Genomic DNA, 26,530 nt, shown 5'->3' on the forward strand with positions numbered 1-26,530 from the left:
AATCAATATGCCAGTACCAAAACAAAGACATACCAAAAGCAGAAGAAATAGGCGAAGATCTCATCTTAAATTAAAGAAGAGAACTTTAGGTAGCTGTCCGAAATGTGGAGAGCCGATTTTGCCGCATCATATCTGCGCTTTTTGCGGATTTTATAATGGTGTAGAAAGAATTGATGTTCTGGCGAAATTAGAGAAGAAAGCCAAGAAGAAAAAGGAAAAAGAACTAAAAGAACACGAAGGAGAAGTTAAAGAAACAGCAAAAGCCATGCCTACCGGCAGGCAGGTCAAACCATTAAGTTTAGAAGAATTGTCTAAAAAATAATATGTCTTCAAGGCACATTGCTCGCTCAATAGTCTTGCAATCTTTATACGAACTGGATTTCAACTTCGCCCGTGGGCGAGACAAGCAAGAGAAAAATCTTAATATTGATAAAGTTATTGAAAGAAACAAACAGGAATTTGGGTTAGGAATTGAAGAAAATGAATTCATAAATAATTTGGCGCACGGGGTTTTAGAGCATCAATCACAGATTGATGATATTATTACTAAGTCAGCTCCAGAATGGCCTTTGAACCAGATTACTATTGTTGACAGGAATGTGCTGAGAATCGGGATTTATGAATTATTGTTCGGCGATAAAGAGCAAGTTCCGCCGAAAGTGGCAATTAATGAAGCAATTGAATTAGCCAAAGGTTATGGCGGGGACAGCTCTGGCAGATTTGTAAATGGAGTTTTGGGGACGATTTTTAGAGAAATGAATAAATAATATTTATGGCTGCGATTGAAAATCTTAATCAATTAGAGAAGAATTTTAAAATAAAATTTAAGAATAAAAGCTTGTTGCAACAGGCTTTTATTCATAGATCTTATTTAAATGAAAATCCCGGCTGCGAATCAGAGCAGAACGAACGTTTAGAATTTTTAGGCGATGCAGTAATTGAATTAGTGGTTACAAATTATCTTTTTAAGAATTATCCCAAGAATCCAGAAGGGGATTTAACTACTTGGCGAGCAGCTTTGGTTAATAGCAAGATGCTGTCTGAAGTTGCTAATAAACTGGGATTTAATGATTATTTGATGCTTTCAAAAGGCGAAGGGCAGGACATAGGACGTGCCCGCCAATTTATTTTGGCTAATACATTTGAAGCAGTTGTCGGGGCGATTTATTTGGATAGAGGATTTGCTAAGGCGGAAAAATTTCTTTGTGAGAACTTAATTTGCGAACTAGAAAGAGTTTTAAGCGAGAAATTATATTTAGATCCAAAGAGCCATTTTCAGGAAGAAGCGCAGGGCAAGGAAGGGATTACGCCTAATTATGAATTAATTGAGCAGAAAGGTCCTGACCATGCCAGAAATTTTGTAGTTGGGGTATATTTAAAAGGGGACCTTATTGCTAAAGGCGATGGTCCGTCAAAGCAGGCAGCACAGGAAGATGCAGCAAGAAAGGCGTTAAAAGAAAAGGGATGGGAGTAGAGTCGATTGCCAAAATTATTTTTGTCTGTTATATTAAAATTCATGTTAAAAATACGATTACAGAGAATTGGAAAAAAGAATAGCCCGAGCTTTCGGGTTGTTTTGGTTGAACACACCATGAGGCCTCAGGGAAAATTTTTGGAACTGCTTGGCTCATATAATAAAATTCAGAAACAGAAGAGTTTTAATAAAGAAAGAATCTTGTATCGGATTTCCAAAGGAGCGCAAGTTTCTCCAACCGTGCATAATTTATTAGTTGATGAAAAGATTATTGATAAACCAAAGGTAAAAGCATGGAAGCCCAAGAAAAAAACAGTCGAAGAGGCGAAGAATGTTGTACCTCCGACGCCCGCTGAAGGCGGGGTCGGAGTCCCGACCTCTCCGCCAGATGCGGAGAGCGTCGGGATTGACATAGAACCAAAAAAGGAATAAAATACATAAAAGATAGTAGCACTGCTATCATCTGAAATGCAGAAAGGTCGGCTACTAGTAAATCCGTAATTCATTTAATCTATTGAAAAACATGGCTAAAGCAAAAGATCAGGAATTTCTTGAATCATTAGTTGAAGGCATTGTTAACAATCCAAAAGACGTTGAGATTGAAAGAATCGTCGATGAAATGGGCGTACTTTTAACCTTAAAAGTCAATCCGGAAGATATGGGTGCTTTAATTGGCCGCGGTGGTTCAACAGCAGGAGCTATTAGAACTCTTTTAAGAATCGTTGGCGCCAAGAATAATGCCCGAGTTAATCTCAAGATTGAAGAGCCAGAAGGCGGGAAAAGACCCGCAGTTCGAGGCGAGAAAAAGGATGTTGACAGCGTAGTCGACGACCTCAAGATATAACTTGCCCTGCCAAGGCGGGGTTCATAGAACTTGTCAAAAACCGTGCTATTTATGGCACGGTTTTTAGTTTGTTTAGTTATATACATTTTTTCTTGATCGTGAAAAAGTGTATATATAACAATTATTGTAATTTTCCTTGTTTTTTAGTAAAATTTGTGGTATTTTAAAGTTGAAATAAATTTATGAAGTTTAATATAATAACTATATTTCCGGATATATTTGATTCGTATTTTTCCGAATCAATTATTAAACGAGCGCAAGCAAAAAAGCTTGTGGATATTAAAATTCATAATTTACGGGATTATACTGACGATAAGCATAGGCAGGTTGATGATAAGCCGTATGGCGGGGGGCCGGGAATGGTGATGATGGTGGAACCGATTTTAAAGGCGATCAAGAAAATAAAAAAGGGCAAAGCAAAAATTATTCTATTTTCTCCGAAAGGAAAGAAATTTAATCAAGAAATGGCGAAACGATTTAGTAAATTGAATCAATTGATTATGATTTGCGGGAGATATGAGGGAGTTGATGAAAGGGTTGCAAAATATATTGCTGACGAGGAAATTTCAATAGGAGATTATATTTTGACTGGCGGAGAAATTCCAGCGATGATTGTTGTTGATGCAGTAAGCCGTTTTATCCCCGGTGTTTTAGGAAAACATGAATCCTTGGAAGAAATTAAAGGCAGTTATCCGGTTTATACAAGACCAGAATCTACCTTGATAAAAAATAAAAAAAGAATTGTCCCGAAAGTTTTATTATCCGGCAATCATAAAAAAATAGAAGAGTGGAGGAGAGGACTTTAGCCCGAGCGAAGTCGAGGGCTTGACACGCGAATTAAATTTTTATACTATTTAAACATAAGAGATCCTTATTATTTGCTTCGGCAGTAATAAGTAACGAGAGGCCCCTTTGGGTCTCTTGTTTTAAGTTCAACATAAGAATATACTAAAATTATATGGTTTATGATAATAAATTAAAACAAGTTTCGAAAGTCGCTGTTTTTATAGATAACAGTAATGTATTTAAAATTATTCAGTATTTAAGAAAATCAGACCCTAAATGGATTAGTCTTTACGATCCGTTAAAATTGGCTGAAAAATTGGTAGGAAATAGAAATTTGGCGTATGTAGGATTTTATTGCGTCCAGCCACCTTCTTACTTATTAGGCGAAGATGAATGGCATATTAAAATATATAAAATTACACAAAAATATTATTCCGAAATTGAAAAAATGCCCTTGGTACATGTAAAATATGGAAATCTAAGGGGTCCAAAAGGTTCCTTGCAAGAGAAAAATGTTGATACGCAACTTGCTACTGATATGGTAGCCATGGCAGCTACTGGTGCATATAATACGGCAATTATAGTTTCTAATGACGGAGATTATGAGAGCGCAGTTAATTTAGTTAAAAATACATTTGGCAAAAAGGTGGAGGTGGTTTTTTTCAAGGGACGTCTTTCAATGAACCTAGAAAAGTCATGTGATGTTAAAAGAAGGGCACGACGTTCCTTTTTTGAATTATTAGATTTTGATAAAAATACATTTTAAGCGTAAAAAAGAAAATTTTGATGTATTATTAAATAATAGTTAATTTTTAAAAATAATTTATGGAGAACAATAAAGAAAAATCATTTTTAGTAGATACGACCGATCAACATAAACAAGGAGAAGGTGTTGAAATTTTAAGCGCTAAAATGCCTAAAAAAACAAATGATGATCAGAATATAGCAAAAAAATTTCAAGAACATAAAAAAACAGGATTTATTAAAAAAATATTCAGCAATGAATCACACTGGTTTTGGGGATTACTTACAATAGCATTTATTATTTATTGTATTTGGGAATCGTTGAAATACGGCAATGAATGGTGGCGTTAGAAATTTTTAATTTTTTCCTCGTAGTTTAAAAACAAAGAGGGGCTTGACACGTGATTTTAATTGATATATATTTTAAACACATAATTAATTAACCCCAGTAGTACAAACCTTTGGTTTGACTACGGGGCAAGCATAATTCTTATGTAAAAAGAGCGAACAATTAAACGTACTTTAAAACAGAGTTTAGTTTTGGAATTTAGTTCAAAAATTGAGCTCTGTTTTAAATTGTTCTTTAAAATAGAAATATGTAATTGTACAGTAAGTTTGTGTGAGTTATTAGAGATCGAATCTTTTATAGTTGTTCTGATACAACTAAAATTATTATTGAGAGTTTGATCCTAGCTCAGGACGAACGCTGGCGGCGTGGATAAGGCATGCAAGTCGAATGGGTTTAGACCCATGGCGAACGAGTTAGTAACACGTAGGTACATCCCTCTGACTTGGGCATAACCCCGCGAAAGCGGGGATAATTCCCAATGGTGTCCCGATTTATCGGGACTAAAGGTTCCGGTGCAAATCGGAATCGGTGAGAGAGTGGCCTGCGGCCTATCAGCTAGTTGGTGAGGTAATAGCTTACCAAGGCTATGACGGGTAGGGGGCGTGAGAGCGTGTTCCCCAACGAGGGCACTGAGATACGGGCCTTACTCCTACGGGAGGCAGCAGTCGAGAATCTTCCACAATGGGCGAAAGCCTGATGGAGCGACGCCGCGTGCATGAAGAAGTCCTTCGGGATGTAAAATGCTTTTATAAGGGAGCAATTTTTTGAGTGTACCTTATGAATAAGGGGTTGCTAAACTCGTGCCAGCAGCAGCGGTAATACGAGTGCCCCAAGCGTTGTCCGGAATTACTGGGCGTAAAGCGTCTGTAGGGGGTTTGATACGTCTTCTGTTAAATTTCGATGCTCAACATCGGAGCTGCAGGGGAAACGGTCAGACTAGAGAGTGTGAGAGGCTGATGGAACTTAAGGAGTAGGGGTGAAATCCGTTGATACTTTAGGGAACACCAAAGGCGAAGGCATTCAGCTGGTGCATTTCTGACCCTGAGAGACGAAAGCGTGGGGAGCAAAAAGGATTAGATACCCTTGTAGTCCACGCCCTAAACTATGAATACTAGCTGTCTGAAGTATCGACCCTTCAGGTGGCGAAGCTAACGCGTTAAGTATTCCGCCTGGGAAGTACGGTCGCAAGACTAAAACTCAAAGGAATAGACGGGAGCTTGCACAAGCGGTGGAGCGTCTGGTTTAATTCGATGATAAGCGTAGAACCTTACCAGGACTTGAAATTCTAGTGAAACCCCGATGAAAGTCGGGTCTTCTACAAGGACACTAGAACAGGTGCTGCATGGTTGTCGTCAGCTTGTGGCGTGAGTTGCTCCGTTAATTCGGGTAACAAGCGCAACCCCTGTTGTCTGTTATATGTGTCAGACGAAACTGCCCCGTGATACGGGGAGGAAGGTAGGGATGACGCCAAATCAGCATGGCCCTCTGATGTCCTGGGCAACACAGGCGCTACAATGGCCGATACAATGGGTTGCCAAGCCGTAAGGTGGAGCCAATCCCATCAAAGTCGGTCCCAGTTCGGATTGGGGTCTGCAATTCGACCCCATGAAGTTGGAATCGCTAGTAATCGCAGATCAGCTACGCTGCGGTGAATACGTTCTCAAGCTTTGTACTCACTGCCTGTCACACCAGAGAAGCCGGGGGCACCTGACATTCTCGCATTGCGGGACCTAAGGTGAATTCGGTGACTAGGGTGAAGTCATAACAAGGCATCCGTAGGGGAACCTGTGGATGGAAAATATTTTTACTTAGTAACCATTTTGGATGCTAAGGAGAGTCGATTGAATCCGCCTTTGCGTAAAGCTTCGGCGGACAAGAGGGATTTAGATTTTTGTCCAAATAAAAATCAGGCCCGCTTCGACTCGCGAAGCGAGGCGAGTATCAGGATAACTATAAAAGATTTGATTCAAAAAATCCTCCGCGTTGCGGGGGATTTTTAGTTCTCTATTGCATATTGTATTATTTTAGCTGTATAATAGAATTAGTAATTATTAAATAAAAAAAACATTATGGCAGATGTAGCATACTGCGTAAAATGCAGAAAAAAAGAAGAGATGAAAAATGCAGTAGAGGTTAAAATGAAAGGGAAGGGGGGAGACAGAAGGGCATTGAAAGGAATTTGTCCTGTTTGTGGAACTGGAATGTTCAGGATTTTAGGCAAAGCTTAAAAGATTTTAAAAAATCTTATCAAAATTAATCCCGCGACGCGGGATTAATTTTGAGAAGGGCGTGTAGTTCACCGGTAGAACGCTTCACTGATAATGAAGAAGTAGAAGGTTCGACTCCTTCCACGCCCACTCAACTCGTCTTAATTTTGTTCGGGCCTATAGTTTAATGGTAGAACACCGCATTTGCAATGCGGAAATAGCAGTCCGATTCTGCTTAGGTCCACAATTAAAAAATCTCGCTATGCGAGATTTTTTAATATTTTAATTCATCTTATTTTTTCATTTCTTCTCCAATCTTATATACATCTCCCGCGCCGAGAAAGAGAATAATACTATTTTTATCAGTATTTTGTTCCAAATAGTTTTTTATTTCGTCAAAACTACTGATGTATTTCGCATTGACGGTCTGCATTGCTTTAACTAAATCTTTGGAATGGATTGTGTGGTCATCTTTTTCACGCGTAGCATAGATATCAGTGATAATAACTTCATTTGCCAAATTAAAACTTTCTGCAAAATCATTTAATAAAAGTTTTGTGCGCGAATATAAATGCGGTTGGAAAACAACAATCAGTTTATAGTTTGGATATTGTTCGTTGCAGGTTTTTAAAGTTGCTTTTATTTCTGTGGGGTGGTGGCCGTAGTCATTGTAAAGTAATGCGCCATTTTTTGCATTGCCCATAAATTCAAACCTGCGCCAGGTGCCAGTATAATTTTTTAGGATTTTTAAAGCGGTTTTTTCTTCTATTCCGCACAATTTGGCCGCGTCAAACGCGGCTTGCGCATTTTTAAGATTGTGTTCGCCGGGAATGGATAATTTAATATCGGCTTTTCCTTCATTATAATCAATTATCTTTGCCAATTGGTTTATTTTTTTTGCTTTTTTAATTGCTTTGTCCGTATTTTCGTCATTTAAATCGCAGATAATATATTCTTTTGTTTTGGCGATTAATTTTGCAAAAGCATTTTGGATGTTTTCAATATTTTCATAATAATCCAAATGGTCACTATCAATATTTAAAATTACGAGAATATTCGGAGTCAGGTTCAAGAATGATTCTTTATATTCGCAGGCTTCAACAATAAAATATTTACTGCTTCCTAAAACAAAATTATCTTCCTGTTTTTTTAAAAATCCGCCGACAACAACAGTAGGGTCTAAGTTTCCATAAATCATCAATTCAGCAAGCATGGAAGTAGTGGTTGTTTTGCCGTGGGCTCCGGATATGGCAATGGTATACATATCTTTGGAAATCAATCCAAGGATTTCTGGATACGAATAAATTGGAATGTTTAGCGTTCTGCCATAAATTAATTCTGGATTATCCTCGGTTATGGCAGGGGAGTAGATAATCATATTTGTATCTGAAGGCAGATTTTCTTTTTTGTGGTCAATAAAAACCTTCCCCCCGATTTTTTCAATCCGTTCAGTCGTTTTTCCCGCGGAAATATCAGAACCAGTAACCTTTATACCTTTTAACCGCGCCATTCTGGCAATTGCAGACACTCCGACACCCCCAATTCCGATAAAATGTATTTTCTTAACGTGGTCGAACATAAGTTTAAATTTTATCACAGAGAATCTTTGTTGCCAAATTAATTTTGTGCTATAATTAATTATGTTATAATTAAATTAAAGGTCGACCTGCCTGCAACGTCAGCAAACTGTCTTGCGTGGCGGGCAGGGAATTAAGAATTAAAATTATTTTATTATGTTAGAAATATTACTTGATTCATTGACGCAAATTTGGCAGAGCTTTATTGAGTTCTTACCGACATTATTGGCATCTTTAATCGTTTTCATTGTAGGCTGGTTGATTGCTATATTCTTGGGCAAGATGGTTAACCGAATGATAAAAGCTATAAAACTTGATCTGCTTTTAGAAAGGCTTAATTTTCAGAAAGCATTAGCCAAAGCAAGATTAAAATTGGACTCTCCGAAGTTTTTTGAAGAACTTGTAAAATGGTTTTTCATTATCGTTTTCTTAATGACAGCAGTTGAGATTTTAGGATTAGTAGAGGTAACTCTGTTTTTAAAGGGCATCCTTTATTACATACCTAATGTTGTGATTGCCGCTATCATGCTTTTGGCCGCAGCTATTGTTGCGAAGTTTATGCAGAAATTAGTGAAAGCCAGTGCTGATACTGCCGGCCTTTCATCAGCAAATGCGATTTCCGGAGTTGTGAAGTGGGCAATTTTGATTTTCGGTTTTGTAATTGCTTTAACCCAATTAGGAATTGCCGCAGCTTTAATCCAGACAATCATTATTGGAATTATTGCTATGATTACGATTGCAGGCGGTCTTGCATTCGGCCTAGGAGGAAAGGATCTGGCAGCTAATATTCTGGACAAAATTAGGCAGGATTTAAGCGATAGATAGTAATAGAGGACTTGACACGCGATTTTTTACCATTTACAATGGTAGTGTTGTTAGTTTATATGAGAAAAAACCAAAAACAATTTATAAAAAAGAGCGGTTGATAAAACCAGGTATTTTCATACCCGTGGATGTCAAACCGCTAAAAGCGGTTTTTTCAATCCTGAACTTTGAAAATTGAATATGTATAGCAAGTAATAAAAGTAATAATAAGTAGTAGTATCTATAAATTGCCAGCTATATTAAGCAGGTTATATATTAAGGGTGTATGGTGGATGCCTTGACATTAGAAGACGAAGAAGGACGTGGCGTAACTGCGATAAGCCTCGGGGAGGTGTGTAGCGACCTTAGATCCGGGGATGTCCGAATGGGGAAACCCAATATAGTGATAAACTATATTATCCCGACTTTATTGTTGGGAGGTGAACTCGGCGAAGTAAAACATTTCAGTAGCCGGAGGAACAGAGAAAAACTTTATTCCCCAAGTAGTGGCGAGCGAAAAGGGAAGAGCCCAAACCTGATGGTCCCGCATTTGTGGGATTATTAGGGGTAGTAAGATAGTGACGTCGGGAGAAATCCCGGGGAGTGAATACAAAACTAAGACTTCCTTAGTTGAAAGGGATGGAAAGCCCTACCGAAGAAGGTAATAGTCCTGTAAGCGAAAAGGGTCTTATACTCCTAGTCATTAATCTTGAGTACCGCGAGAACATGCAGTCTCGCGGGAATCATCCTGAACTATCTAGGAAAGGCTAAATACTTCTAATGATCGATAGTGAACTAGTACCGTGAGGGAAAGGTGAAAAGTAGCCCGACAAGGGCAGTGAAATAGTACCTGAAATCATACACTTACAAAGAGTCGGAGCCCCGCATTAGCGGGGTGACGGCGTGCTTTTTGCAGAACGAACCAACGAGTTTACCGTAGACTGTTTTGTCTAAGTCCGTAAAGGACGGAGGCGTAGGGAAACCGAGTGTTAATAGCGCGTTTTATAACAGTATGCGTAAGACCCGAAGCCAGGTGAGCTACCCATGGCCAGGATGAACCCCGATGAAAATCGGGGGGAGGTCCGAACCCATCGGCCGTGCAATACCGTGGGATGAGCTGTGGGTTGGAGTGAAAAGCTAATCGAACCTGGTAATAGCTGGTTCTCCTCGAAATATGTTTAGGCATAGCCTCTTATTTTTCTCCTTAGGGGTAGAGCACTAAATGGGCTGAGGTGGCGCAAGCCTACTCACTCAATTAAACTCCGAATACTAAGACAGATAATAAGGGAGTAAGACTGTGGGGGCTAAGCTCCATAGTCAAAAGGGAAACAGCCCAGATCGTCATCTAAGGTCCCAAAACTAAGTTAAGTGGGAAAAGAAGTGCCTCGTCTTATACAGATGGGATGTTGGCTTAGAAGTAGCCATCATTTAAAGAGTGTGTAATAACTCACCATTCTATTTATGACGAAGTGCGCTGAAAATGTAACGGGGCTCAAACTTAGTACCGAAGATACGAATTTCTCTCCGATTTATCGGAGAGGAGTGGTAGAGGAGCATTTCTTGTGCTGTGAAGTCATTTCGTGAGGAATGGTGGAGCGCAAGGAAGAGAGAATGTTGGTATGAGTAACCGCAAGTCTGATGCGAAATCAGACCACCGAAAGCCCAAGGATTCCTTGGCAATGTAAATCAACCAAGGGTTAGGCGGGCCTAAGGCAATCCCGAAAGGGGTAGTCGATGGACAGTCGGTTAATATTCCGACCCTTCTGTATTTTTTTATGGAGTGACGGAGTTTAGTAGATAGGGCAGATTATTGGATTTTTGTCTGTATATTAAGAAGCTAGGCTAGGTAAATCCGGTTTAGAATACTTCAAGATATGCAGGAAGTTTCGATTTCGATCGGGATTACCCTATTGAGCAGACTTCCAAGAAAAACTTCTAAAATAAGAATACAGGATCCGTACCGCAAACCGACACAGGTGGGCAGGGCGAGAAGCCCAAGGTGAACGGGTTAACCCTCGTTAAGGAACTCGGCAAAATAGCGGCCGTAAGTTCGCAATAAGGCCTTCCCCCGCTTAGCGGGGGACGCAGCTAAAGATCTCTAGCGACTGTTTACCAAAAACACAGGTCCCTGCTAACTCGTAAGAGGATGTATAGGGGCTGACACTTGACCAGTGCTGGAAGGTTAATGGTGGGGGTGTCTCGACCTTGCGTCGGGATGCTCACTGCTTGAAGCCCCAGTGAACGTCGGCGATAACTATAATCGTCCTAAGGTACCGAAATTCCTTGGCATGTAAGTTATGTCCTGCAGGAAAAGTGTAACGACTGGAGAACTGTCTCAACGAGGAGCCCGGTGAAAATGCAGTGTCAGTGAAGATGCTGACTACCTGCGACAAGACGAAAAGACCCCAGGAGCTTTACTATAACTTGGTATTGTTTTAATGTTTTTGATGCGTAGCGTAGACGGTAGGATTTGAAGGTCGCCTCTCGGGGCGGCTGGATCCGACAATGAAACACCGTTCTTTAAAAATGTTAAAACTAACCCCTCCGTAACAGAGAGGGACAGTGCCAGGCGGGTAGTTTTAGTGGGGCGCTAGCCTCCTAAAGAGTAACGGAGGCGTTTATTAAGGTCGACTAGCTCCGGATGGAAATCGGAGTGATAGTGTAAAGGCAAAAGTCGGCTTTACTGCAAGACTGACAGGTCGCGCAGTTGCGAAAGCAGAACTTAGTGAACCGACTCTGGTTAATAGAATCGGAGAAGATCATCGGACAAAAGCTACCCTGGGGATAACAGGCTGGTAGGCGCTAAGAGTTCATATCGACGCGTCTGTTCGGCACCTCGATGTCGGCTCATCTCATCCTGGAGGTGGAGAAGCTTCCAAGGGTTTGGCTGTTCGCCAATTAAAGAGGTACGTGAGCTGGGTTCAAACCGTCGTGAGACAGGTTGGACTCCTATCTGTCGTAGGCGTAGATACTTGAGAGACTTTGTCCCTAGTAAGAATATTGCTACTTCACGAAGTAATTCGTGATGACAATGTGGCTTATAACGGTGAAGTCTTAATAAAATATGGTCTATTGATAATCATTATTGCATCGGTCCAATAATAATGATACAATTTAATTGAGGACCAGATAATTATTAAGATAATACCGTGGGAAGTCGATCTAAAATTAATTATGCGTATATTGCAGGATTTCTTGATGGTGATGGAAGTTTAATGTTTCAAATCAAAAAACGGAAAGATGGCAAATCTAAAATAAGATTTATGCTGACTATCTGTTTTTATCAAGATTCTAGACATGCAAAACCACTATACTGGATTAAAAGAGTTTTGAGGATAGGTTATATCTCAAAACGTAAAGACGGAATTACTGAATTAAGGATTAACGGTTTTAAGCAGATTAAGGATATAGTGGGGAATTTAATTCCATTTATCAAATTTAAGAAAGTCCAAGCAAAAGCAATATATAGCGCTGCGAATCTTTTGAATTGTGTAAAAAACAAGGATTTATCTGAGAAAGATTTACACAGGTTAATAAATTATATTCTGGTGATTCAGAATAATAATTATGTGACCAAAAAAAAGAAGACTAAAAAAGATTTGTTAAAGATTTTAGATTTGACCCCGTAACGACTTGATCCGATTTCCATCGGATCGGAGTTCAGTAGAAATACTGAGCTAATACGCCACTACCCTAATTCCGATTAACGTCGGAATGGGTAAAGATATAGTCTGCGCACATAGTGATATGTGATAACGTGACGAGAGGACCGGGATGAACAAACCTCTGGTGTACCAGCTGTCCTGCCAAGGGCACTGCTGGGTAGCTATGTTTGGCAGAGATAAATGCTGAAAGCATATAAGCGTGAAACTCTTCTCAAGATTAAGTATCATAGATTCCTTGAAGACTACAAGGTTGATAGGCTTCAGGTGTAAGTCCTGTAAAGGATTTAGCCGAGAAGTACTAATAAATCATTTTGCCTGTTTAATACGGCTGGCAATTTTTGGACACTACACTTTAAAATAATTTTATTTGCAACAAACAAGATTGCGGTCATTGTAAGGGGGTTATACTTGGGGTGCTCCACCTGATCCCATTCCGAACTCAGAAGTGAAATCCTTAAAGGCCGATGGTACCCCGATGAACTTCGGGGAAGAGTAGGTGACCCTCCTACAATGCCCGCAATTTAAAGGCGTTGACCCTGCAACACAGGTGAGCTGAGGAAAGAAAGCTTTAATAAGCGAGTAGAATCCTACGGGCGTGCCCGTTATAGCACAAAGACCGTGTCGGATTTCCAGAGCGGTTGGAGAGATTCAATTAGTAATAATTGAATGAAATAAGGTGGCAACACGATAAAAATCGTCCTTATGAGATTATCATTTTTGGTAATTTCGTGAGGTCGATTTTTTTTTATTTATTAATTATTAATAAAAGTAAAAATAAAATATATGGAAAGAATTTTAATTTCTAAAATTAAAGAAAAAATTGGACAAAAGACCAAAATCATTGGCTGGGTTTATAATATACGCGATATAGGGTCCATAAAATTTTTGGTCATCAGGGACGTAAGCGGAATAATTCAGGTAGTCGTTAGTGGCGAAGAATTAATAAAAGTTGTTAAACCAATAAGACTGGAATCAATCGTTGAAATTATTGGTATAGTTAAAACGGAGAAACAAGCACCAGGAGGAATTGAAATAATGGCAGAAGAAATAAAAATAATTTCAATTCCATTAGAAACGCCTCCAATTTCTGTTTTGGAAAAGGAAGAAACAGAAGCGTCTTTGGAAAAAAGAATGGATTGGCGCTGGATTGATTTAAGAAAACCTCGGAAACAATTGATTTTTAAGGTTTGGACAACAATGGAAATGGCTTTTAGGAAATGGTGGCTTGAACATGGATTTATTCAGATACATTCTCCGAAATTAATGAGTGCGGCGAGTGAAATCGGGTCAGAACTTTTTCAGATTTCTTATTTTAACGGAAAAGCATATTTGGCTCAATCGCCACAATTCTATAAACAAATGGCAATGGCATCGGGATTTGAAAAGGTCTTTGAAATCGGTCCTGTTTTTCGGGCAAACCCATCGTTTACTTCAAGACATGATACAGAATTTACCAGTTACGATATTGAAATGTCATTTATTGAATCACACCAAAAATTAATCGAGACAGAACAAGAAATGTTTGTTTATATGATTTCTGAAGTTAAAGAAGAGTACGGTGAGGAAATTGAAAAAGAATTTGGAAGGAAATTAGTTATTCCTACAATTCCGTTTCCTCAAATTACCATGAAGGAAGCAAAAGAAATGCTTTCTCATTATGATATTAAAAACAGAAGGGAGGGGGACTTAAGCCCCGAAGAAGAAAGAAAACTGAGTGAAATCATAAAAGAAAAATACGGGCATGAATTTTGTTTTGTTACCGAATATCCGAGCAGCGTTCGGCCGTTTTATCATATGCGTCCACAAGGAGATTCTAAATTTACAAAAAGCTTTGATCTTCTGTGGAATGGTCTAGAGATTACAACAGGCGCTCAAAGAGAGCATCGATACGAGGTTCTGAAAAAACAAGCGATTGAAAAAGGAATCAAAACCGAAGAGATTAAACATTATCTGGAATTCTTTAAGTATGGCTGTCCGCCTCATGGGGGATTTGCGATTGGCGCGACAAGATTACTTATGAAGATATTCAATATTGGCAATGTCAGAGAAGTTACTTATCTTTATCGCGGCGTTAAAAGATTAACTCCATAGCCACAAAAGAAAAACTGCTTAATTTATAAGCAGTTTTTCTTTTCCTTAAAGTTTGTTATAATATAATTAATGAATCCATATACTAAAAAACAATTTATTATCGGATTGGTGTGGGTGGTGATTTTTGCGATTATCATTGGCGGGATTTATTTATTGATAAAATCAGAAACTCCCCCTGTTAATAATGGAAATCAAAACGAACCAAAGGAAGATTTAATTATTTTATCCCAATCTTTTATTCTGACTACGGAAAATAATTTTGACTTGGTTGCTAAAATTAAAAATTCCAATAATGAATGGGCAGCCGAGTCATTTACTTATGTTTTTAACTTATACGACAGCGCTAATCAGTTGATTGGTTCGCGACAAGGTAAATCATACATTCTGCCACAAGAAACAAAATACATTATTGAACAGAAAGTTTCTTCGCAAAAATCAATCTCAAAAATCGAATTAAAAATTAGTAATGTCTACTGGGGAAAAATAAGCCAATTAGGAGGCCTAGAATTAAGAGTGAAAAATACAGAATACCAAATATTGGAAGATGGCAGCAATCTGTTTACAGGCACAGTGGAAAATAAAAGCAGTTATGATTTAGACACTATAGAAGTTGCCGGAGTTTTGCTCAATGAAAATAATGAGATTATTGCTGCTGGTAAAACCTCAATGAACACAGTTTTAAGAAATGAGAGCAGGGGATTTGAAATTTTTTGGCCTTATCCTATTGCGCAGGAAACCAAATCGTTTGACGCCAGGGCTTATACTAATATTTTTTTGAATGACAATTTTATCAAAACCCAGGGCGAACCGCCAAAAGAATAAATTATGCCCCGTAGTGAATTTTTGACTGATGCTACGGGCATCAAAATAATTTTTAATTAGTCAAAAATCTACTACAGGGTATGTTCATATATCTTTTGAAAAAGCTTGATTGGGTGCTGATTATCAGCGTGTTGCTGCTGACAATAATCGGATTGATGTCGATTTTCAGCACTTCTTTTTCTCACGATAAAAGTTATTTTTATAAACAGACCGCATTTTTAATAATCGGCCTTTTTTTAATGCTCGTTTTCGCTTTTATTGATTATAGGTTTTTTAGGAATCACTCCACATTGTTGCTGATTTTGTATTTTCTGAGCGTCTTATTATTGATTGCGGTTTTATTTTTCGGGAAAATAAGAGGCGCAGCGAGCTGGTTTAATTTCGGGATAGTTAATTTTGAACCCGTAGAATTTGCGAAATTGGTAATGGTGTTGATTTTTGCCCAGTATTTCTCTTTGCGTCACATTGAGCTTTATAGGATAACTCATATTGTCATTTCTGGAGCATATACAATGCTTGTTGCTGGTTTAGTTTTTCTCCAGCCGGATTTGGGTTCGGCAATGGTGCTGATATTTTTATGGTTGGGGGTTATGGTAATTGCAGGAATTAAATTAAAACAACTTTTAATTTTGTTTATTATCGGATTAATTCTTTTTAATATTGCTTGGGTTGGAGTTTTAAAACCATACCAAAAAGACAGAATTACCAGTTTTATAAATCCGTATCTTGACCCGCAGGGAAGCGGCTATCATCAGATTCAATCAATGATTGCTATTGGCTCTGGCCAGTTTTGGGGCAGGGGATTGGGGCACGGCCCACAAAGCCAACTGAATTTTTTACCTGAACAGCATACTGATTTTATTTTCGCGGCAATCGGGGAAGAATGGGGATTTGTAGGATTAATAATTATTTTCATTCTTTATTTTATTTTCTTTTACAGGATTATGAGAATTGCTTTGCAATCGGAAAATAATTTTGCCAGATTATTCTGCATTGGCGCGGCGATTGTTTTTATATTCCAGGTTTTCGTGAATATTGGAATGAATCTCGGCCTTCTGCCTATTGCCGGAATTTCTCTACCATTTGTTTCCTACGGCGGAAGCAATTTATTGATTAATTTTGTAATGCTGGGAATTGTACAGAGTATTGCAGTCCGCGAGAAGTAGGGGATTGATCCCGCAACTGCGGGGTTGACAATCTTTTTAAGTGTGTGTAGGATATTAGCGTAAGAAAAATCTTACAAAAGGAGGAGAAAAATGTATCTTAAAAAAATCTTTTTTGTTCTTTTTCTGGTTTTGTTCGTCGTGATGTTCTCTGTTGACTGCAAAGGCGAGCAGTCCGAAGTCGGAGAAAAAGCCCAGTTCGTCGAGAGAAGCGACGCAAAAGTGTGGCGTGGAGAAATTATGGCCACCCCAATTCGTTGTTTTGGACCATATGCCAAAATCAAAGTGAAAAATCCGGTCGATAACCAGGATTATCAATTTCAACTTGAGGTCATTTATAAAGCTAATAATGGCCCGGCGCGGATTGGTCTTCAAAACCTGAATGTGGGTGACGAAATTTTGTTTTTTAAAACTTTCGTCATTGCCAAGACCAAAGAGAGGGCGATGTATTGCCCTATTGGTATCTATTATTCTTATTCTCTTCGTTATAGAGGAGAATCCATTATCAATGGCCATAAAGTCGCCAATCCTCCGAAAAAGAAGTGAGGAGCACAATGTTCCAACACGCCCCTGCGTTATTTTCCGCGTAGGGGCTTTTTTATTTTCTTGACAAACTTTATGGATATACTATAATGGAAATAACAATCAAGGCAGTTCGCAACCAGTATAGGCTGGTGTGCCTAAAACTTTCTACTGTATGTAAAAATTTCATCCCCCCATGGTCCGGCATGCGAGACCGCGGTATGTTGCGAACCGTACTACTCTCGCCCCTGGACCAGATTATTCTATTTGTTCTTTTCTTCTGCTCTTTTGGAAAACCCGCCTAACCGCGGGCTTTTTATTTATTCCAAAAAGGCGTATAATAAGGGTGTCTTAAATATTCATTTTTTTTAAAGAGGTTGGAAAAGGGAAAACAATAAAAATTATTTTATGAACGGACAAAATAAAACAGTTTATGTATTTATAGACGCATCAAATGTTTGGAATGCGGTTAAGTCGGTAAAAAAGTTTATTGAATACAAAACTCTTAAAGATTATTTTAGGAAAAATTTTAACGCAGACAAGGTTGAAATTTTTTATTATGACGCCTATCCAAAAACCGGAACAAGAGATTATGATTTGGATGGAAAGCATAAATTCTTTACTTATCTTAAAAAGGGGCTTGGTTTTACCGTAAGAAAAAAAGAATTAAAAAGAATCTCTGTTATTAGCGAGAGCGGAGAATCTATTATAGAAAAAGGAAATATGGATGTGGAAATAACGATTGACGCAATGCATAACATTCATAAATATAATATAGCCATTTTTTTTAGCGGCGACGCTGATTTTCTTGCGCTGGTGAATTATTTGAAAAACGGCGGCAAAAAGGTTTATATCTTTTCGTCAGAAGATAATATTTCTCACGAACTAAAAACTGGCGGGGATGGTTATTTTGATTTGAAAGATATACATGAATTTTGGGGTAAAGATTTAAAACATCGTGTAAAATGATAATATATAAACGAAAGTCACCCTCAATTAAGAGGGTGACCCTTGGATGTATAACCCTAACAGTTCTATGGATAGAACCGAAAGACATTATCAGTATAGATAAATTAATTAGGTAAGTCAATAGCAAGTTATCCACAGGTAAAAATAAAAACTAATAAAAATAAATTTATGGATAATAAAATAAAAAAATTGAGAGGAGCGAATGCGGTCTTGAATATGAAGATATATTATTGTGTTCTTATCCAACAAAATTAAAAAGATAATTAAGGAAAATGCGGGGCTTGTCCCGCGCAGTCGAGGGGTTGACGATAATTTAATAAAAGAGTAGTATAAAAACATCTGCCAAAGGCAGATAAGGAGGAAAAAATGACTGGAGAATGGTTTTTTTTCGGGGTTGGGTTTATTGTTTTCATATCGGTTCTTATTTTCTTCGTTGGAAGGAATGTAGGAAAGGAAATCAAGGACCTGAAAAAAACTCCTCAAAATAAATCTTTTGAGGATGGACCAGAATGAATTTTTGTAATCGGGGGCTGGAAGCAGTCCCCGAGTTTTTTTTTAAATAAAAAAATGGAGCATGCGGTTTTTTGGACCGATGCTCCATGAAGAGCAGGGAATTAAGACTTGAAGAAGGTGCGGACCCACTTCGGGCTTGAGATAGTGACGTACCATCCTCCGTAACTCCAATTGAATTTGAATTGATCTTTTTTGAGTTCTTCTTTAATGGGTTCCCACATCTTCCTGCTGACGAATGGACCCTTACGTATGATCAGAGTCAACATGTAATGGTTGATGTAGATAAAGCCAAAGCAAAAACGTTTTCTTTCCGCCATTTTCAGCCACTTCCTCATGTTTATTTTTTTCATCAATCACCTCCTGTTCGCATCATAATCGCTTTTTATAATCTTGTCAATGTTCTTAAATTGTATTATGATAGATGTATGGCAAAAATTATTTTTAAAATTATGAAGGCAGGGGAGAAAGGACGTTCGGAAGTTGAGATAATTCTGGAAACCCGCCGCAAGCAAAGCAAGCAGGCGGGCCCGTCAAAATACAAAGTTTTTGTCCGGGACACTGATGAAGTACTTTCTGCGCTTGACACGCTATTAAAAAGGAGTAAAATAGGATTAGAGTCAGTAAAAGATATTAAAATAGAGACTCATAAAGAAGCAGGGCTTACCTCTACGAGGATAATAAAATCAATTGTAAAAGCCCTTTGCTTCCTCTAAACTTGACTTGGAAATATAAATAAATTAGTATAGAAAAGCTAGTGAAAGCCCTATTTTAGGGTCAGTTTCTATATTTTAATCGGGTAAAATGCTGCGTTTTCATGATTAAATATTTTTCAAACTATCCGAAAAAATTATATCCTCTTCCAAACTTAGTTGAAATTCAACTTAATAGTTATAAATTATTTTTAGAAAAAGGATTGAGGGAACTCTTTGATGAAATATCTCCTATCGTCGATTACGGCGGTAAGGATATTTCTTTATATTTTAAGGAATATTATCTGGATGAGCCCAAATGTGATGAGATAAAGGCCAAAAAAAATAGTCTTTCCTACGAAGCGCCTTTAAAAATTAAATTAAAATTAGTCAATAAAAAAGCGAACGAGACAAAGGAACAGGAGATTTTTCTCACTGATTTGCCTTTGATTACTCCCCGCGGAACATTCATTGTCAACGGAGTGGAAAGAGTTGTTATTTCCCAGTTGATAAGGTCCGCGGGTGTTTTTTTTAAGACAAGTTATATAAAAGGAAGGAAAGTGCATGGCGCAAAAATCATTCCGAACCGAGGCGCTTGGCTGGAATTTGACACAGAAGCAAACAATTCAATTGTTGTGCGTATTGACAGAAAAAGAAAAATTCCAGCAACAGCATTGCTTAGAATTTTTGGTTTGGATACTGATGAGAAAATTCTCAAGGAATTCAAAGACATTGACAATGATGCTGATATTCAATATATAAAAGAAACTCTGGCCAGGGATACTTCCAAAACATCCGACGACGCCTGGATTGAAATTTACAAAAGAATCAGGCCAGGCGATTTGGCTGCTATTGATAATGCAAGACAGCTGATTGAAAATATGTTTAAGAATTTCGACAGATATGATTTATCGGAAGTCGGTCGTTATAAATTAAATCAGAGAATAGGAATTAAGACTCCACTGGACCCAGGACACAGGATTTTAAGAAAAGAAGACGTGGTTGCAACTATAAAAGAAATTATTAAATTGAATAATGATCCGGATTTGGTCGGAGATGATATTGACCATTTGGGAAATAGGCGCGTGAGGTCGCTGGGAGAACTTTTGCAAAATAAATTCAGAGCAGGCATGGCGCGGGTGATCAGAATTATTAGAGATAGAATGAGTACCATGGACGCTTATAATTTAGCTCCTGCGCAACTTGTTAATTCCAGGCCGCTTATGGCAGCAGTCAAAGAATTTTTCACATCATCGCAATTATCCCAGTTTATGAATCAGGTAAATCCTTTGTCAGAACTGGAGCATAAAAGAAGATTGTCAGCCATGGGCCCCGGAGGCCTAACCAGAGAAAGAGCGGGATTTGAAGTCCGCGATGTGCATCCCTCCCATTATGGAAGAATTTGTCCTATTGAAACTCCAGAAGGCCCGAATATTGGTTTGGTTGGCCATCTGGCAAGTTATGCCAAAATTAATGATTATGGATTTATAGAAACTCCATACAGAAAAGTTGAAAACGGAAAGGTGACAAATAAAATTGTCTATATGGGCGCTTCTGAAGAGGAAAAATACAATATTGCTCATGCAGGCATTGTTCTGGAATCCAGTGGTCGCATGAAAGAGAAAAGAGTTGAGGCAAGAATTCATGGCGAGCCGGGAATTATAGAACGAGACAAGATTGACTGGATGGACGTTTCGCCATACCAGTGTATTAGTATTGCTACTGCTTTGATTCCTTTTGTTGAACACGATGATTCAAACCGCGCATTGATGGGTTCAAACATGCAGAGGCAGGCAGTGCCATTGGTTAATCCAGAAGCGCCGCTCGTCGGCACCGGAATCGAAAGGAAAGCAGCTGTGGATTCAGGCCAGGTAATGCTTTCACCAAGCGACGGAGTAATCAAAGGCGTCGATGCTTCCCGTATTACTATTTCTTCAAAAGGAACTTTAAAAACTTATCCTTTAAATAATTATTTGCGTTCTAATGAGTATACCTGCATTCACCAGAGGCCGATAGTCAGGCCTGGCCAGAGAGTTAAGAAAGGCGATGTTATTGCTGACAGTTCTTCAACTCAGGATGGCGAACTGGCTTTAGGGCAAAATCTTCTGGTGGCATTTATGTCCTGGTCAGGAGCTAATTTTGAAGACGCAATCGTGCTTTCGGAAAAATTGGTTAAAGATGACAGATTCAGCTCTATTCATATTGAAGAATTTTCCTGCGATGTGCGTGATACAAAACTTGGGCCGGAAATAACCACTCCTGATATTCCTAATGTCGGCGAGGACAGGTTAAAGGACTTAGATGAGGAAGGTATTGTTAGAATCGGCGCTGAAGTCGGGCCGGATGATATTTTAGTAGGCAAGATTTCACCTAAAGGCGAAACTGATTTGACTGCGGAAGAAAGATTATTGAGAGCAATTTTCGGGGATAAAGCCAGAGATATCAAAGATACTTCATTAAGATTGTCCCATGGCAAGCGCGGAAGAGTGGTCGGCATTAAAATTTTCTCAAGAGACAAAGGCGACAAACTGCAGGCCGGAGTAATCAAGACAATACAGGTTGAAGTTGCCCAATTCAGAAAAGTTTCCATTGGCGACAAGCTGGCAGGCAGGCACGGAAATAAAGGAGTTATTTCTAAAATTCTGCCTGAACAGGATATGCCGTATCTGGCAGACGGAACTCCGGTTGATGTTGTTTTGAATCCTTTGGGAGTTGCTTCACGTATGAATCTCGGGCAAATATTGGAAACTCATTTGGGATGGGCAGCAAAAACTTTAGGATACAGGACTTACAGTCCTCCGTTTTCAGGCGTGACTGAGGAAGAAATCAGAGGGGAATTGAAAAAAGCCGGATTGCCGGAAAGCGGAAAAGTCATTTTACGCGATGGCAGGACCGGCGAACCGTTTATCAATAAAGTTACGGTCGGTCAGATTTACATCATGAAATTGAATCACTTGGTTGAGGATAAAATTCATATGCGTTCAATCGGCCCTTATTCATTGATTACCCAGCAGCCGCTCGGGGGAAAGGCTCAATTCGGAGGCCAGAGATTCGGAGAAATGGAAGTGTGGGCATTGGAAGGATATGGCGCAGCGCATACATTGCAGGAAATGCTGACTATAAAATCCGATGATGTTATTGGCCGCGCTAATGCTTATGATTCAATTATTAAAGGCAGGCCGATTCAGGCGCCTCATTTGCCTTCATCTTTTAATGTTTTATTAAGCGAAATAAGATCGCTTGGATTCGCGATTAATTTAGTAAAAGATAAACCCGCCGCAAGTCCAAAGGACAAGCAGGCGGGCAGGTAATATGGATTTTGAAGAGAAAAAACCAGAAGAATTTAACGGGCTTCAGTTGAAAATTGCAGGACCGGAGGAGATTTTGTCGTGGTCGCACGGAGAAATTACTAAACCGGAAACAATTAACTACCGAACGCAACGCGCAGAAAAAGATGGCTTGTTCTGCGAGAAAATTTTCGGCCCGGAAAAAGACTGGGAATGTTATTGCGGAAAATACAGAAAAATCAGATATAAAGGAGTTGTCTGTGACCGCTGTGGAGTGGAAGTAACTCGTTCAATTGTTAGGCGTGAAAGGATGGGCCATATAAAATTAGCAGTGCCGATTTCCCATATTTGGTTTTTAAGAGGCGTGCCGTCAAGAATCGGTTTAATTTTAGATATTTCAGTACAAAAACTGGAGAAAGTTGTTTATTTTGTTGCATATATCATCACCAATGTTGATGAGAAAGCCAAGGAAAAAGCTTTTAATGATATAGAAAAGGAATTTAAGGCAAAATTAAAAACAATTAAAGACAAGGAAGCAAAAAAAGAACTAAAACTTGCCCGCGATAAAGCCAAAGAGGAATTGTCAAAAATAAAGAAATTGGAAATTATTTCAGAACTGACATTCAGATATTTATCCCAGAGATACAGCGATGTATTTTCAGCTGGGATTGGAGCTCAGGCATTGAGGGATATCTGCAAGGAACTTGATTTGGAGAAAATAGTATCAGAACTTGAAGAGCAGTTGAAGAAAGTAGAATCAATTCAGAAGAGAAAAATTTTGCAGAGATTAAGATTGATTAAAGGATTCCAAAGAGCGGGAATTAGACCAGAATGGATGTTTTTGACAATACTGCCGGTCATGCCAGCTGATTTGAGGCCAATGGTGCAGCTGGATGGAGGCAGATATGCTACTTCTGATGTTAACGATTTATACAGAAGAGTGATTAACAGGAATAACCGCTTGAAAAGATTATTAGAATTGAACGCGCCAGAAGTTATATGTAGAAATGAGAAGAGGATGTTGCAAGAAGCCATTGATGCTTTAATTGATAATTCTGCACGCAGGGGGCAAAAAGCCGTAATGGCTGCAACCGGACAGAAAAGGCAGTTAAAATCTTTGGCAGACCAATTAAAAGGGAAACAGGGAAGATTCAGACAAAATTTGCTTGGAAAAAGAGTTGATTATTCCGGTCGTTCAGTTATCGTTGTTGGCCCGGAACTGAAACTCCATCAATGCGGTATTCCCAAAACAATGGCTTTGGAATTATTCAAGCCATTCATTATCAATAAATTAATAGAAAGAGAAATAGTATTTAATATCAGAGGAGCAAGAAGGTTGATTGAAGAAGGAGTTGAAGAGGTTTGGGAAATTTTAGAAGAAGTGACTGAAAGATATTATGTATTATTAAATCGCGCTCCTACCTTGCATCGTTTGGGCGTCCAAGCATTTAAGCCAATTTTAGTTGAGGGTTTGGCAATTCAGCTTCATCCAATGATTTGTAAGGCGTTTAATGCTGATTTTGACGGCGACCAGATGGCTGTGCATTTGCCATTGTCGGAAAAGGCCCAGAGAGAAAGCAGGGAAATTATGCTTTCTTCTGTCAATTTATTTAAGCCGGCAACAGGTGAACCAGTAGTTGCTCCAAGTCAGGATATTGTTCTGGGTTGTTATTTTATGACAAAAATAGAATCAGGGTTTAAGGGTGAAGGAAAAATATTTTCAACTCCGGAAGAAGCAATTATGGCTTATCAATTGGATGTTATTGATTTGCAGGCTGCGATTAAAGTGAAGATTCCCACCCAGGGCGGGTCCGACTCGGGCGGAGACATCATTGATACATCAGCCGGCAGGGTTATATTTAATACTGTTCTTCCTCCTGAAATAGGATTTAAAAACAAAGAAATGACACAGAAAGAATTAAAGGGTGTGGTTGAAGAAATTATTAATATTTTAGGAACTGAAAAAACTCCTGAAATTTTGGACAAAATAAAAACATTAGGATTTAAATATGCAACTAAGTCAGGGCTCAGTTGGGGAATGGATGATATTAGTTTGCCTGTTGAAAAACCGAGGATTGTTGAGGAAGCAATAAGAAAAGTTGAACAAATTAGGAAACAATATCAGGAAGGACTTTTAACCAGAGCAGAAAGAAGGTCAAAAATTATTGAAATCTGGTCAAAGGTTAAAAACGAAATTTCAGTTTTGGTCTCACAGACACTTGATCCGCATGGTTCAATTCACACTATATTTTCATCTGGCGCCCGAGGCTCCTGGGGCCAGGCAGTACAGATGGCAGGAATGAAAGGATTGGTTATTAATCCGGCTTCCGAGACATTGGAGTTGCCGATTATCAGCAGTTTCAAAGAAGGATTTAATGTTCTGGAATATTTTATTTCCACTCACGGAGGTAGAAAAGGCTTGGCTGATACAGCTTTAAAAACTGCCAGCGCTGGTTATCTTACGCGACGTTTGGTTGATGTTGCCCAGGATGTAATTATTAAAGAAGCTGATTGCAAAGACAAAGAAGGAATTATTTTTTATAAAAGAGATTTGGAAGATTTGGGGATTTCTCTTGTTGTGCAATTGACCGGCAGGGTCATTCTGGAGGACATTGTTGTTAAAGGTAAAGTTATTGCCGAGAAAAATGAATTATTGACCAAGAAAAAAGCCCAGGAAATTGAAGTAGCAGGAATTGATAAATTAAGAGTGAGATCAGTTATCTCCTGTAAAGCCAAATTCGGAGTATGCCAGCAGTGTTATGGCTATGACTTAGGCAGGAATAAATTAGTTGAGAAGGGAGAAGCAGTAGGTATTGTTACTGCCCAAGCAATCGGCGAACCAGGCACCCAACTTACTTTAAGAACTTTCCATACTGGAGGTGTTGCCGGAGGCGCTGATATTACTCAGGGTTTGCCAAGAGTTGAAGAAATTTTTGAGGCCAGGGTTCCAAGAAATAAGGCAGTACTCAGTGAGTTAAATGGAAAAATTATAGATATTAAAGAACATAAAGGGCAAAGAATTATTACTGTCGACGGCTGGCAGGAATTAAAAAATAAAAAAAGGAAAAAAACTTCTAAAGAATATATTGTATCTCCGCAAGTCGGCGTCTGGGTCCAGAAAGGTGATGAAGTGAGCCAGGGCCAGCAGTTGTGCGAGGGTTCTGTTGATTTAAAAGATTTATTTAAACTGGCAGGATTAGAAGCTCTGCGCAGATATATTATTAAAGAAATCCAGGGAATTTACAGTATCCAGGGAGAAGGTTTGAATAATAAACATATTGAATTAATTGTTCGCCAGATGCTTTCTAGGGTCAGAGTTAAAGATGAAGGAGATACCAATCTTTTGGTTGGCGCGATTATTGAAAAAGACATATTTTTACAAGCCAATGACAAAGCGAAAAAAATGGGTAAAAAACCGGCAACCGCTGTACAGGTATTAATGGGCATTACCAAGATTGCTTTAAGCACGGAAAGTTTCTTGTCAGCAGCTTCATTTATGGAAACTGTCAGAGTTTTGATTAAAGCAGCTTCAGAAGGTAGAATCGACAGATTGAGGGGATTAAAAGAAAATGTTATTTTAGGAAGATTAATCCCAGCAGGCACAGGATACAGGGAAATGGTAGAAGACAAAGAAAGAGAAAAGGAAGAAAAGAAATAAGCGCTATAAAATAAATCCTCGTTATGGGAGTAAATGCGAAAAATCTGTCAACTATTGACAGATTTTTATATTGGGTGTATAATGTAAATGTAAGAAAAATCTTACAAGGAGGAAAAATGATGAAAGAAATCATTAAGGAGAAGTTCGGCCTGTTTATTGATCTCGGTATCATCACGGTGCCGGACGACTACGTCCACAACACCCGGCTGGCCTCGTTCAAAAAAAAGAACCGTAAAAAGTTCTATGGTTGGAACGACGACATTACCGACGAGAACTTTTCTAAGGCCACGGTTCAGTTGAAGCCAGGTCAAAAGCTTCACGTGAAGGTCTTCAAACAGACCACAAGTGGAAGCACAACGTCAGAAG

The 26,530-nt window shown here is 38.7% G+C and carries 21 protein-coding genes, 2 tRNA genes and 3 rRNA genes; 25 read left to right on the forward strand and 1 reads right to left on the reverse strand.

What is annotated here, in order from left to right:
• Positions 1 to 7: 7 nt before the first annotated feature.
• From rpmF to KKI21_02455, 12 genes are all read left to right on the forward strand, one after another.
• The gene (gene rpmF / locus KKI21_02400) at positions 8 to 322 is read left to right on the forward strand and encodes a 50S ribosomal protein L32 (protein MBU4285056.1); all 315 of its coding nucleotides are present in this window, start codon (positions 8 to 10) and stop codon (positions 320 to 322) included.
• A gap of 1 nt (position 323) precedes the next feature.
• Positions 324 to 767: a transcription antitermination factor NusB gene (gene nusB / locus KKI21_02405; protein ID MBU4285057.1), complete on the forward strand. Its 444-nt coding sequence runs from the start codon at positions 324 to 326 to the stop codon at positions 765 to 767.
• A 5-nt stretch (positions 768 to 772) separates the two neighbouring features.
• A complete protein-coding gene (gene rnc, locus KKI21_02410) occupies positions 773 to 1,474 on the forward strand; it encodes a ribonuclease III (protein ID MBU4285058.1) in 702 nt (233 codons plus the stop codon).
• 42 nt (positions 1,475 to 1,516) lie between these two features.
• A complete protein-coding gene (gene rpsP / locus KKI21_02415; GenBank protein ID MBU4285059.1) occupies positions 1,517 to 1,906 on the forward strand; it encodes a 30S ribosomal protein S16 in 390 nt (129 codons plus the stop codon).
• Positions 1,907 to 1,997: 91 nt separating this feature from the next.
• Positions 1,998 to 2,318: a KH domain-containing protein gene (locus KKI21_02420; GenBank protein ID MBU4285060.1), complete on the forward strand. Its 321-nt coding sequence runs from the start codon at positions 1,998 to 2,000 to the stop codon at positions 2,316 to 2,318.
• A gap of 182 nt (positions 2,319 to 2,500) precedes the next feature.
• Positions 2,501 to 3,124, forward strand: a complete 624-nt coding sequence (gene trmD / locus KKI21_02425) for a tRNA (guanosine(37)-N1)-methyltransferase TrmD (protein MBU4285061.1) — start codon at positions 2,501 to 2,503, stop codon at positions 3,122 to 3,124.
• 152 nt (positions 3,125 to 3,276) lie between these two features.
• Positions 3,277 to 3,870: an NYN domain-containing protein gene (locus KKI21_02430; GenBank protein ID MBU4285062.1), complete on the forward strand. Its 594-nt coding sequence runs from the start codon at positions 3,277 to 3,279 to the stop codon at positions 3,868 to 3,870.
• A gap of 59 nt (positions 3,871 to 3,929) precedes the next feature.
• Positions 3,930 to 4,199 (forward strand): hypothetical protein, encoded by a 270-nt coding sequence (locus KKI21_02435; GenBank protein MBU4285063.1) that lies wholly within the window; start codon positions 3,930 to 3,932, stop codon positions 4,197 to 4,199.
• 320 nt (positions 4,200 to 4,519) lie between these two features.
• A 16S ribosomal RNA gene (locus KKI21_02440) occupies positions 4,520 to 6,004 on the forward strand.
• Positions 6,005 to 6,266: 262 nt separating this feature from the next.
• Positions 6,267 to 6,425: a hypothetical protein gene (locus tag KKI21_02445; GenBank protein ID MBU4285064.1), complete on the forward strand. Its 159-nt coding sequence runs from the start codon at positions 6,267 to 6,269 to the stop codon at positions 6,423 to 6,425.
• A 57-nt stretch (positions 6,426 to 6,482) separates the two neighbouring features.
• Positions 6,483 to 6,554 (forward strand) — tRNA-Ile (locus KKI21_02450).
• Positions 6,555 to 6,577: 23 nt separating this feature from the next.
• A tRNA-Ala gene (locus KKI21_02455) sits at positions 6,578 to 6,648 on the forward strand.
• Positions 6,649 to 6,696: 48 nt separating this feature from the next.
• On the opposite strand, the gene murC is transcribed toward KKI21_02455, so the two are convergent.
• Positions 6,697 to 7,983, reverse strand: a complete 1,287-nt coding sequence (murC, locus tag KKI21_02460) for a UDP-N-acetylmuramate--L-alanine ligase (GenBank protein ID MBU4285065.1) — start codon at positions 7,981 to 7,983, stop codon at positions 6,697 to 6,699.
• Positions 7,984 to 8,137: 154 nt separating this feature from the next.
• Here murC and KKI21_02465 point away from each other — a divergent pair, with 154 nt between their 5' ends.
• From KKI21_02465 to KKI21_02525, 13 genes are all read left to right on the forward strand, one after another.
• Positions 8,138 to 8,806, forward strand: a complete 669-nt coding sequence (locus KKI21_02465; GenBank protein ID MBU4285066.1) for a hypothetical protein — start codon at positions 8,138 to 8,140, stop codon at positions 8,804 to 8,806.
• Between the two features lie 245 nt (positions 8,807 to 9,051).
• Positions 9,052 to 12,769, forward strand: a 23S ribosomal RNA gene (locus KKI21_02470).
• Between the two features lie 75 nt (positions 12,770 to 12,844).
• A 5S ribosomal RNA gene (gene rrf / locus KKI21_02475) occupies positions 12,845 to 12,959 on the forward strand.
• Positions 12,960 to 13,233: 274 nt separating this feature from the next.
• Complete coding sequence (gene aspS / locus KKI21_02480; GenBank protein MBU4285067.1) at positions 13,234 to 14,541, forward strand: aspartate--tRNA(Asn) ligase; 1,308 nt, start codon at positions 13,234 to 13,236, stop codon at positions 14,539 to 14,541.
• Between the two features lie 69 nt (positions 14,542 to 14,610).
• Positions 14,611 to 15,363 (forward strand): hypothetical protein, encoded by a 753-nt coding sequence (locus tag KKI21_02485; protein ID MBU4285068.1) that lies wholly within the window; start codon positions 14,611 to 14,613, stop codon positions 15,361 to 15,363.
• 80 nt (positions 15,364 to 15,443) lie between these two features.
• Complete coding sequence (gene rodA, locus KKI21_02490) at positions 15,444 to 16,529, forward strand: rod shape-determining protein RodA (protein MBU4285069.1); 1,086 nt, start codon at positions 15,444 to 15,446, stop codon at positions 16,527 to 16,529.
• Positions 16,530 to 16,619: 90 nt separating this feature from the next.
• Positions 16,620 to 17,072: a hypothetical protein gene (locus KKI21_02495; GenBank protein MBU4285070.1), complete on the forward strand. Its 453-nt coding sequence runs from the start codon at positions 16,620 to 16,622 to the stop codon at positions 17,070 to 17,072.
• 384 nt (positions 17,073 to 17,456) lie between these two features.
• Complete coding sequence (locus KKI21_02500) at positions 17,457 to 18,017, forward strand: NYN domain-containing protein (GenBank protein MBU4285071.1); 561 nt, start codon at positions 17,457 to 17,459, stop codon at positions 18,015 to 18,017.
• 366 nt (positions 18,018 to 18,383) lie between these two features.
• Entirely contained in the window at positions 18,384 to 18,530 is a 147-nt protein-coding gene (locus tag KKI21_02505) for a hypothetical protein (GenBank protein ID MBU4285072.1), read from the forward strand.
• A gap of 269 nt (positions 18,531 to 18,799) precedes the next feature.
• Positions 18,800 to 19,243, forward strand: coding sequence for a hypothetical protein (locus KKI21_02510; GenBank protein ID MBU4285073.1), 444 nt, complete (start codon positions 18,800 to 18,802; stop codon positions 19,241 to 19,243).
• Positions 19,244 to 19,344: 101 nt separating this feature from the next.
• Positions 19,345 to 22,530, forward strand: a complete 3,186-nt coding sequence (locus KKI21_02515; GenBank protein ID MBU4285074.1) for a DNA-directed RNA polymerase subunit beta — start codon at positions 19,345 to 19,347, stop codon at positions 22,528 to 22,530.
• A gap of 1 nt (position 22,531) precedes the next feature.
• Entirely contained in the window at positions 22,532 to 26,164 is a 3,633-nt protein-coding gene (gene rpoC, locus KKI21_02520; GenBank protein MBU4285075.1) for a DNA-directed RNA polymerase subunit beta', read from the forward strand.
• A 116-nt stretch (positions 26,165 to 26,280) separates the two neighbouring features.
• A partial coding sequence (locus KKI21_02525) for a hypothetical protein (GenBank protein MBU4285076.1) occupies positions 26,281 to 26,530 on the forward strand: 250 nt, incomplete at its 3' end.

This window comes from Patescibacteria group bacterium (genome assembly GCA_018897295.1).
Classification (GTDB): Bacteria; Patescibacteriota; Minisyncoccia; order RBG-13-40-8-A; family RBG-13-40-8-A; genus JAHILA01.

Bases quoted from the DNA above. Each gene is read 5' to 3' on its own strand.
- rpmF (MBU4285056.1), top strand. From the start codon at position 8: ATGCCAGTACCAAAACAAAGACATACCAAAAGCAGAAGAAATAGGCGA.
- nusB (MBU4285057.1), top strand. From the start codon at position 324: ATGTCTTCAAGGCACATTGCTCGCTCAATAGTCTTGCAATCTTTATAC.
- rnc (MBU4285058.1), top strand. From the start codon at position 773: ATGGCTGCGATTGAAAATCTTAATCAATTAGAGAAGAATTTTAAAATA.
- rpsP (MBU4285059.1), top strand. From the start codon at position 1,517: ATGTTAAAAATACGATTACAGAGAATTGGAAAAAAGAATAGCCCGAGC.
- KKI21_02420 (MBU4285060.1), top strand. From the start codon at position 1,998: ATGGCTAAAGCAAAAGATCAGGAATTTCTTGAATCATTAGTTGAAGGC.
- trmD (MBU4285061.1), top strand. From the start codon at position 2,501: ATGAAGTTTAATATAATAACTATATTTCCGGATATATTTGATTCGTAT.
- KKI21_02430 (MBU4285062.1), top strand. From the start codon at position 3,277: ATGGTTTATGATAATAAATTAAAACAAGTTTCGAAAGTCGCTGTTTTT.
- KKI21_02435 (MBU4285063.1), top strand. From the start codon at position 3,930: ATGGAGAACAATAAAGAAAAATCATTTTTAGTAGATACGACCGATCAA.
- KKI21_02445 (MBU4285064.1), top strand. From the start codon at position 6,267: ATGGCAGATGTAGCATACTGCGTAAAATGCAGAAAAAAAGAAGAGATG.
- murC (MBU4285065.1), bottom strand. From the start codon at position 7,983: ATGTTCGACCACGTTAAGAAAATACATTTTATCGGAATTGGGGGTGTC.
- KKI21_02465 (MBU4285066.1), top strand. From the start codon at position 8,138: ATGTTAGAAATATTACTTGATTCATTGACGCAAATTTGGCAGAGCTTT.
- aspS (MBU4285067.1), top strand. From the start codon at position 13,234: ATGGAAAGAATTTTAATTTCTAAAATTAAAGAAAAAATTGGACAAAAG.
- KKI21_02485 (MBU4285068.1), top strand. From the start codon at position 14,611: ATGAATCCATATACTAAAAAACAATTTATTATCGGATTGGTGTGGGTG.
- rodA (MBU4285069.1), top strand. From the start codon at position 15,444: ATGTTCATATATCTTTTGAAAAAGCTTGATTGGGTGCTGATTATCAGC.
- KKI21_02495 (MBU4285070.1), top strand. From the start codon at position 16,620: ATGTATCTTAAAAAAATCTTTTTTGTTCTTTTTCTGGTTTTGTTCGTC.
- KKI21_02500 (MBU4285071.1), top strand. From the start codon at position 17,457: ATGAACGGACAAAATAAAACAGTTTATGTATTTATAGACGCATCAAAT.
- KKI21_02505 (MBU4285072.1), top strand. From the start codon at position 18,384: ATGACTGGAGAATGGTTTTTTTTCGGGGTTGGGTTTATTGTTTTCATA.
- KKI21_02510 (MBU4285073.1), top strand. From the start codon at position 18,800: ATGGTTGATGTAGATAAAGCCAAAGCAAAAACGTTTTCTTTCCGCCAT.
- KKI21_02515 (MBU4285074.1), top strand. From the start codon at position 19,345: ATGATTAAATATTTTTCAAACTATCCGAAAAAATTATATCCTCTTCCA.
- rpoC (MBU4285075.1), top strand. From the start codon at position 22,532: ATGGATTTTGAAGAGAAAAAACCAGAAGAATTTAACGGGCTTCAGTTG.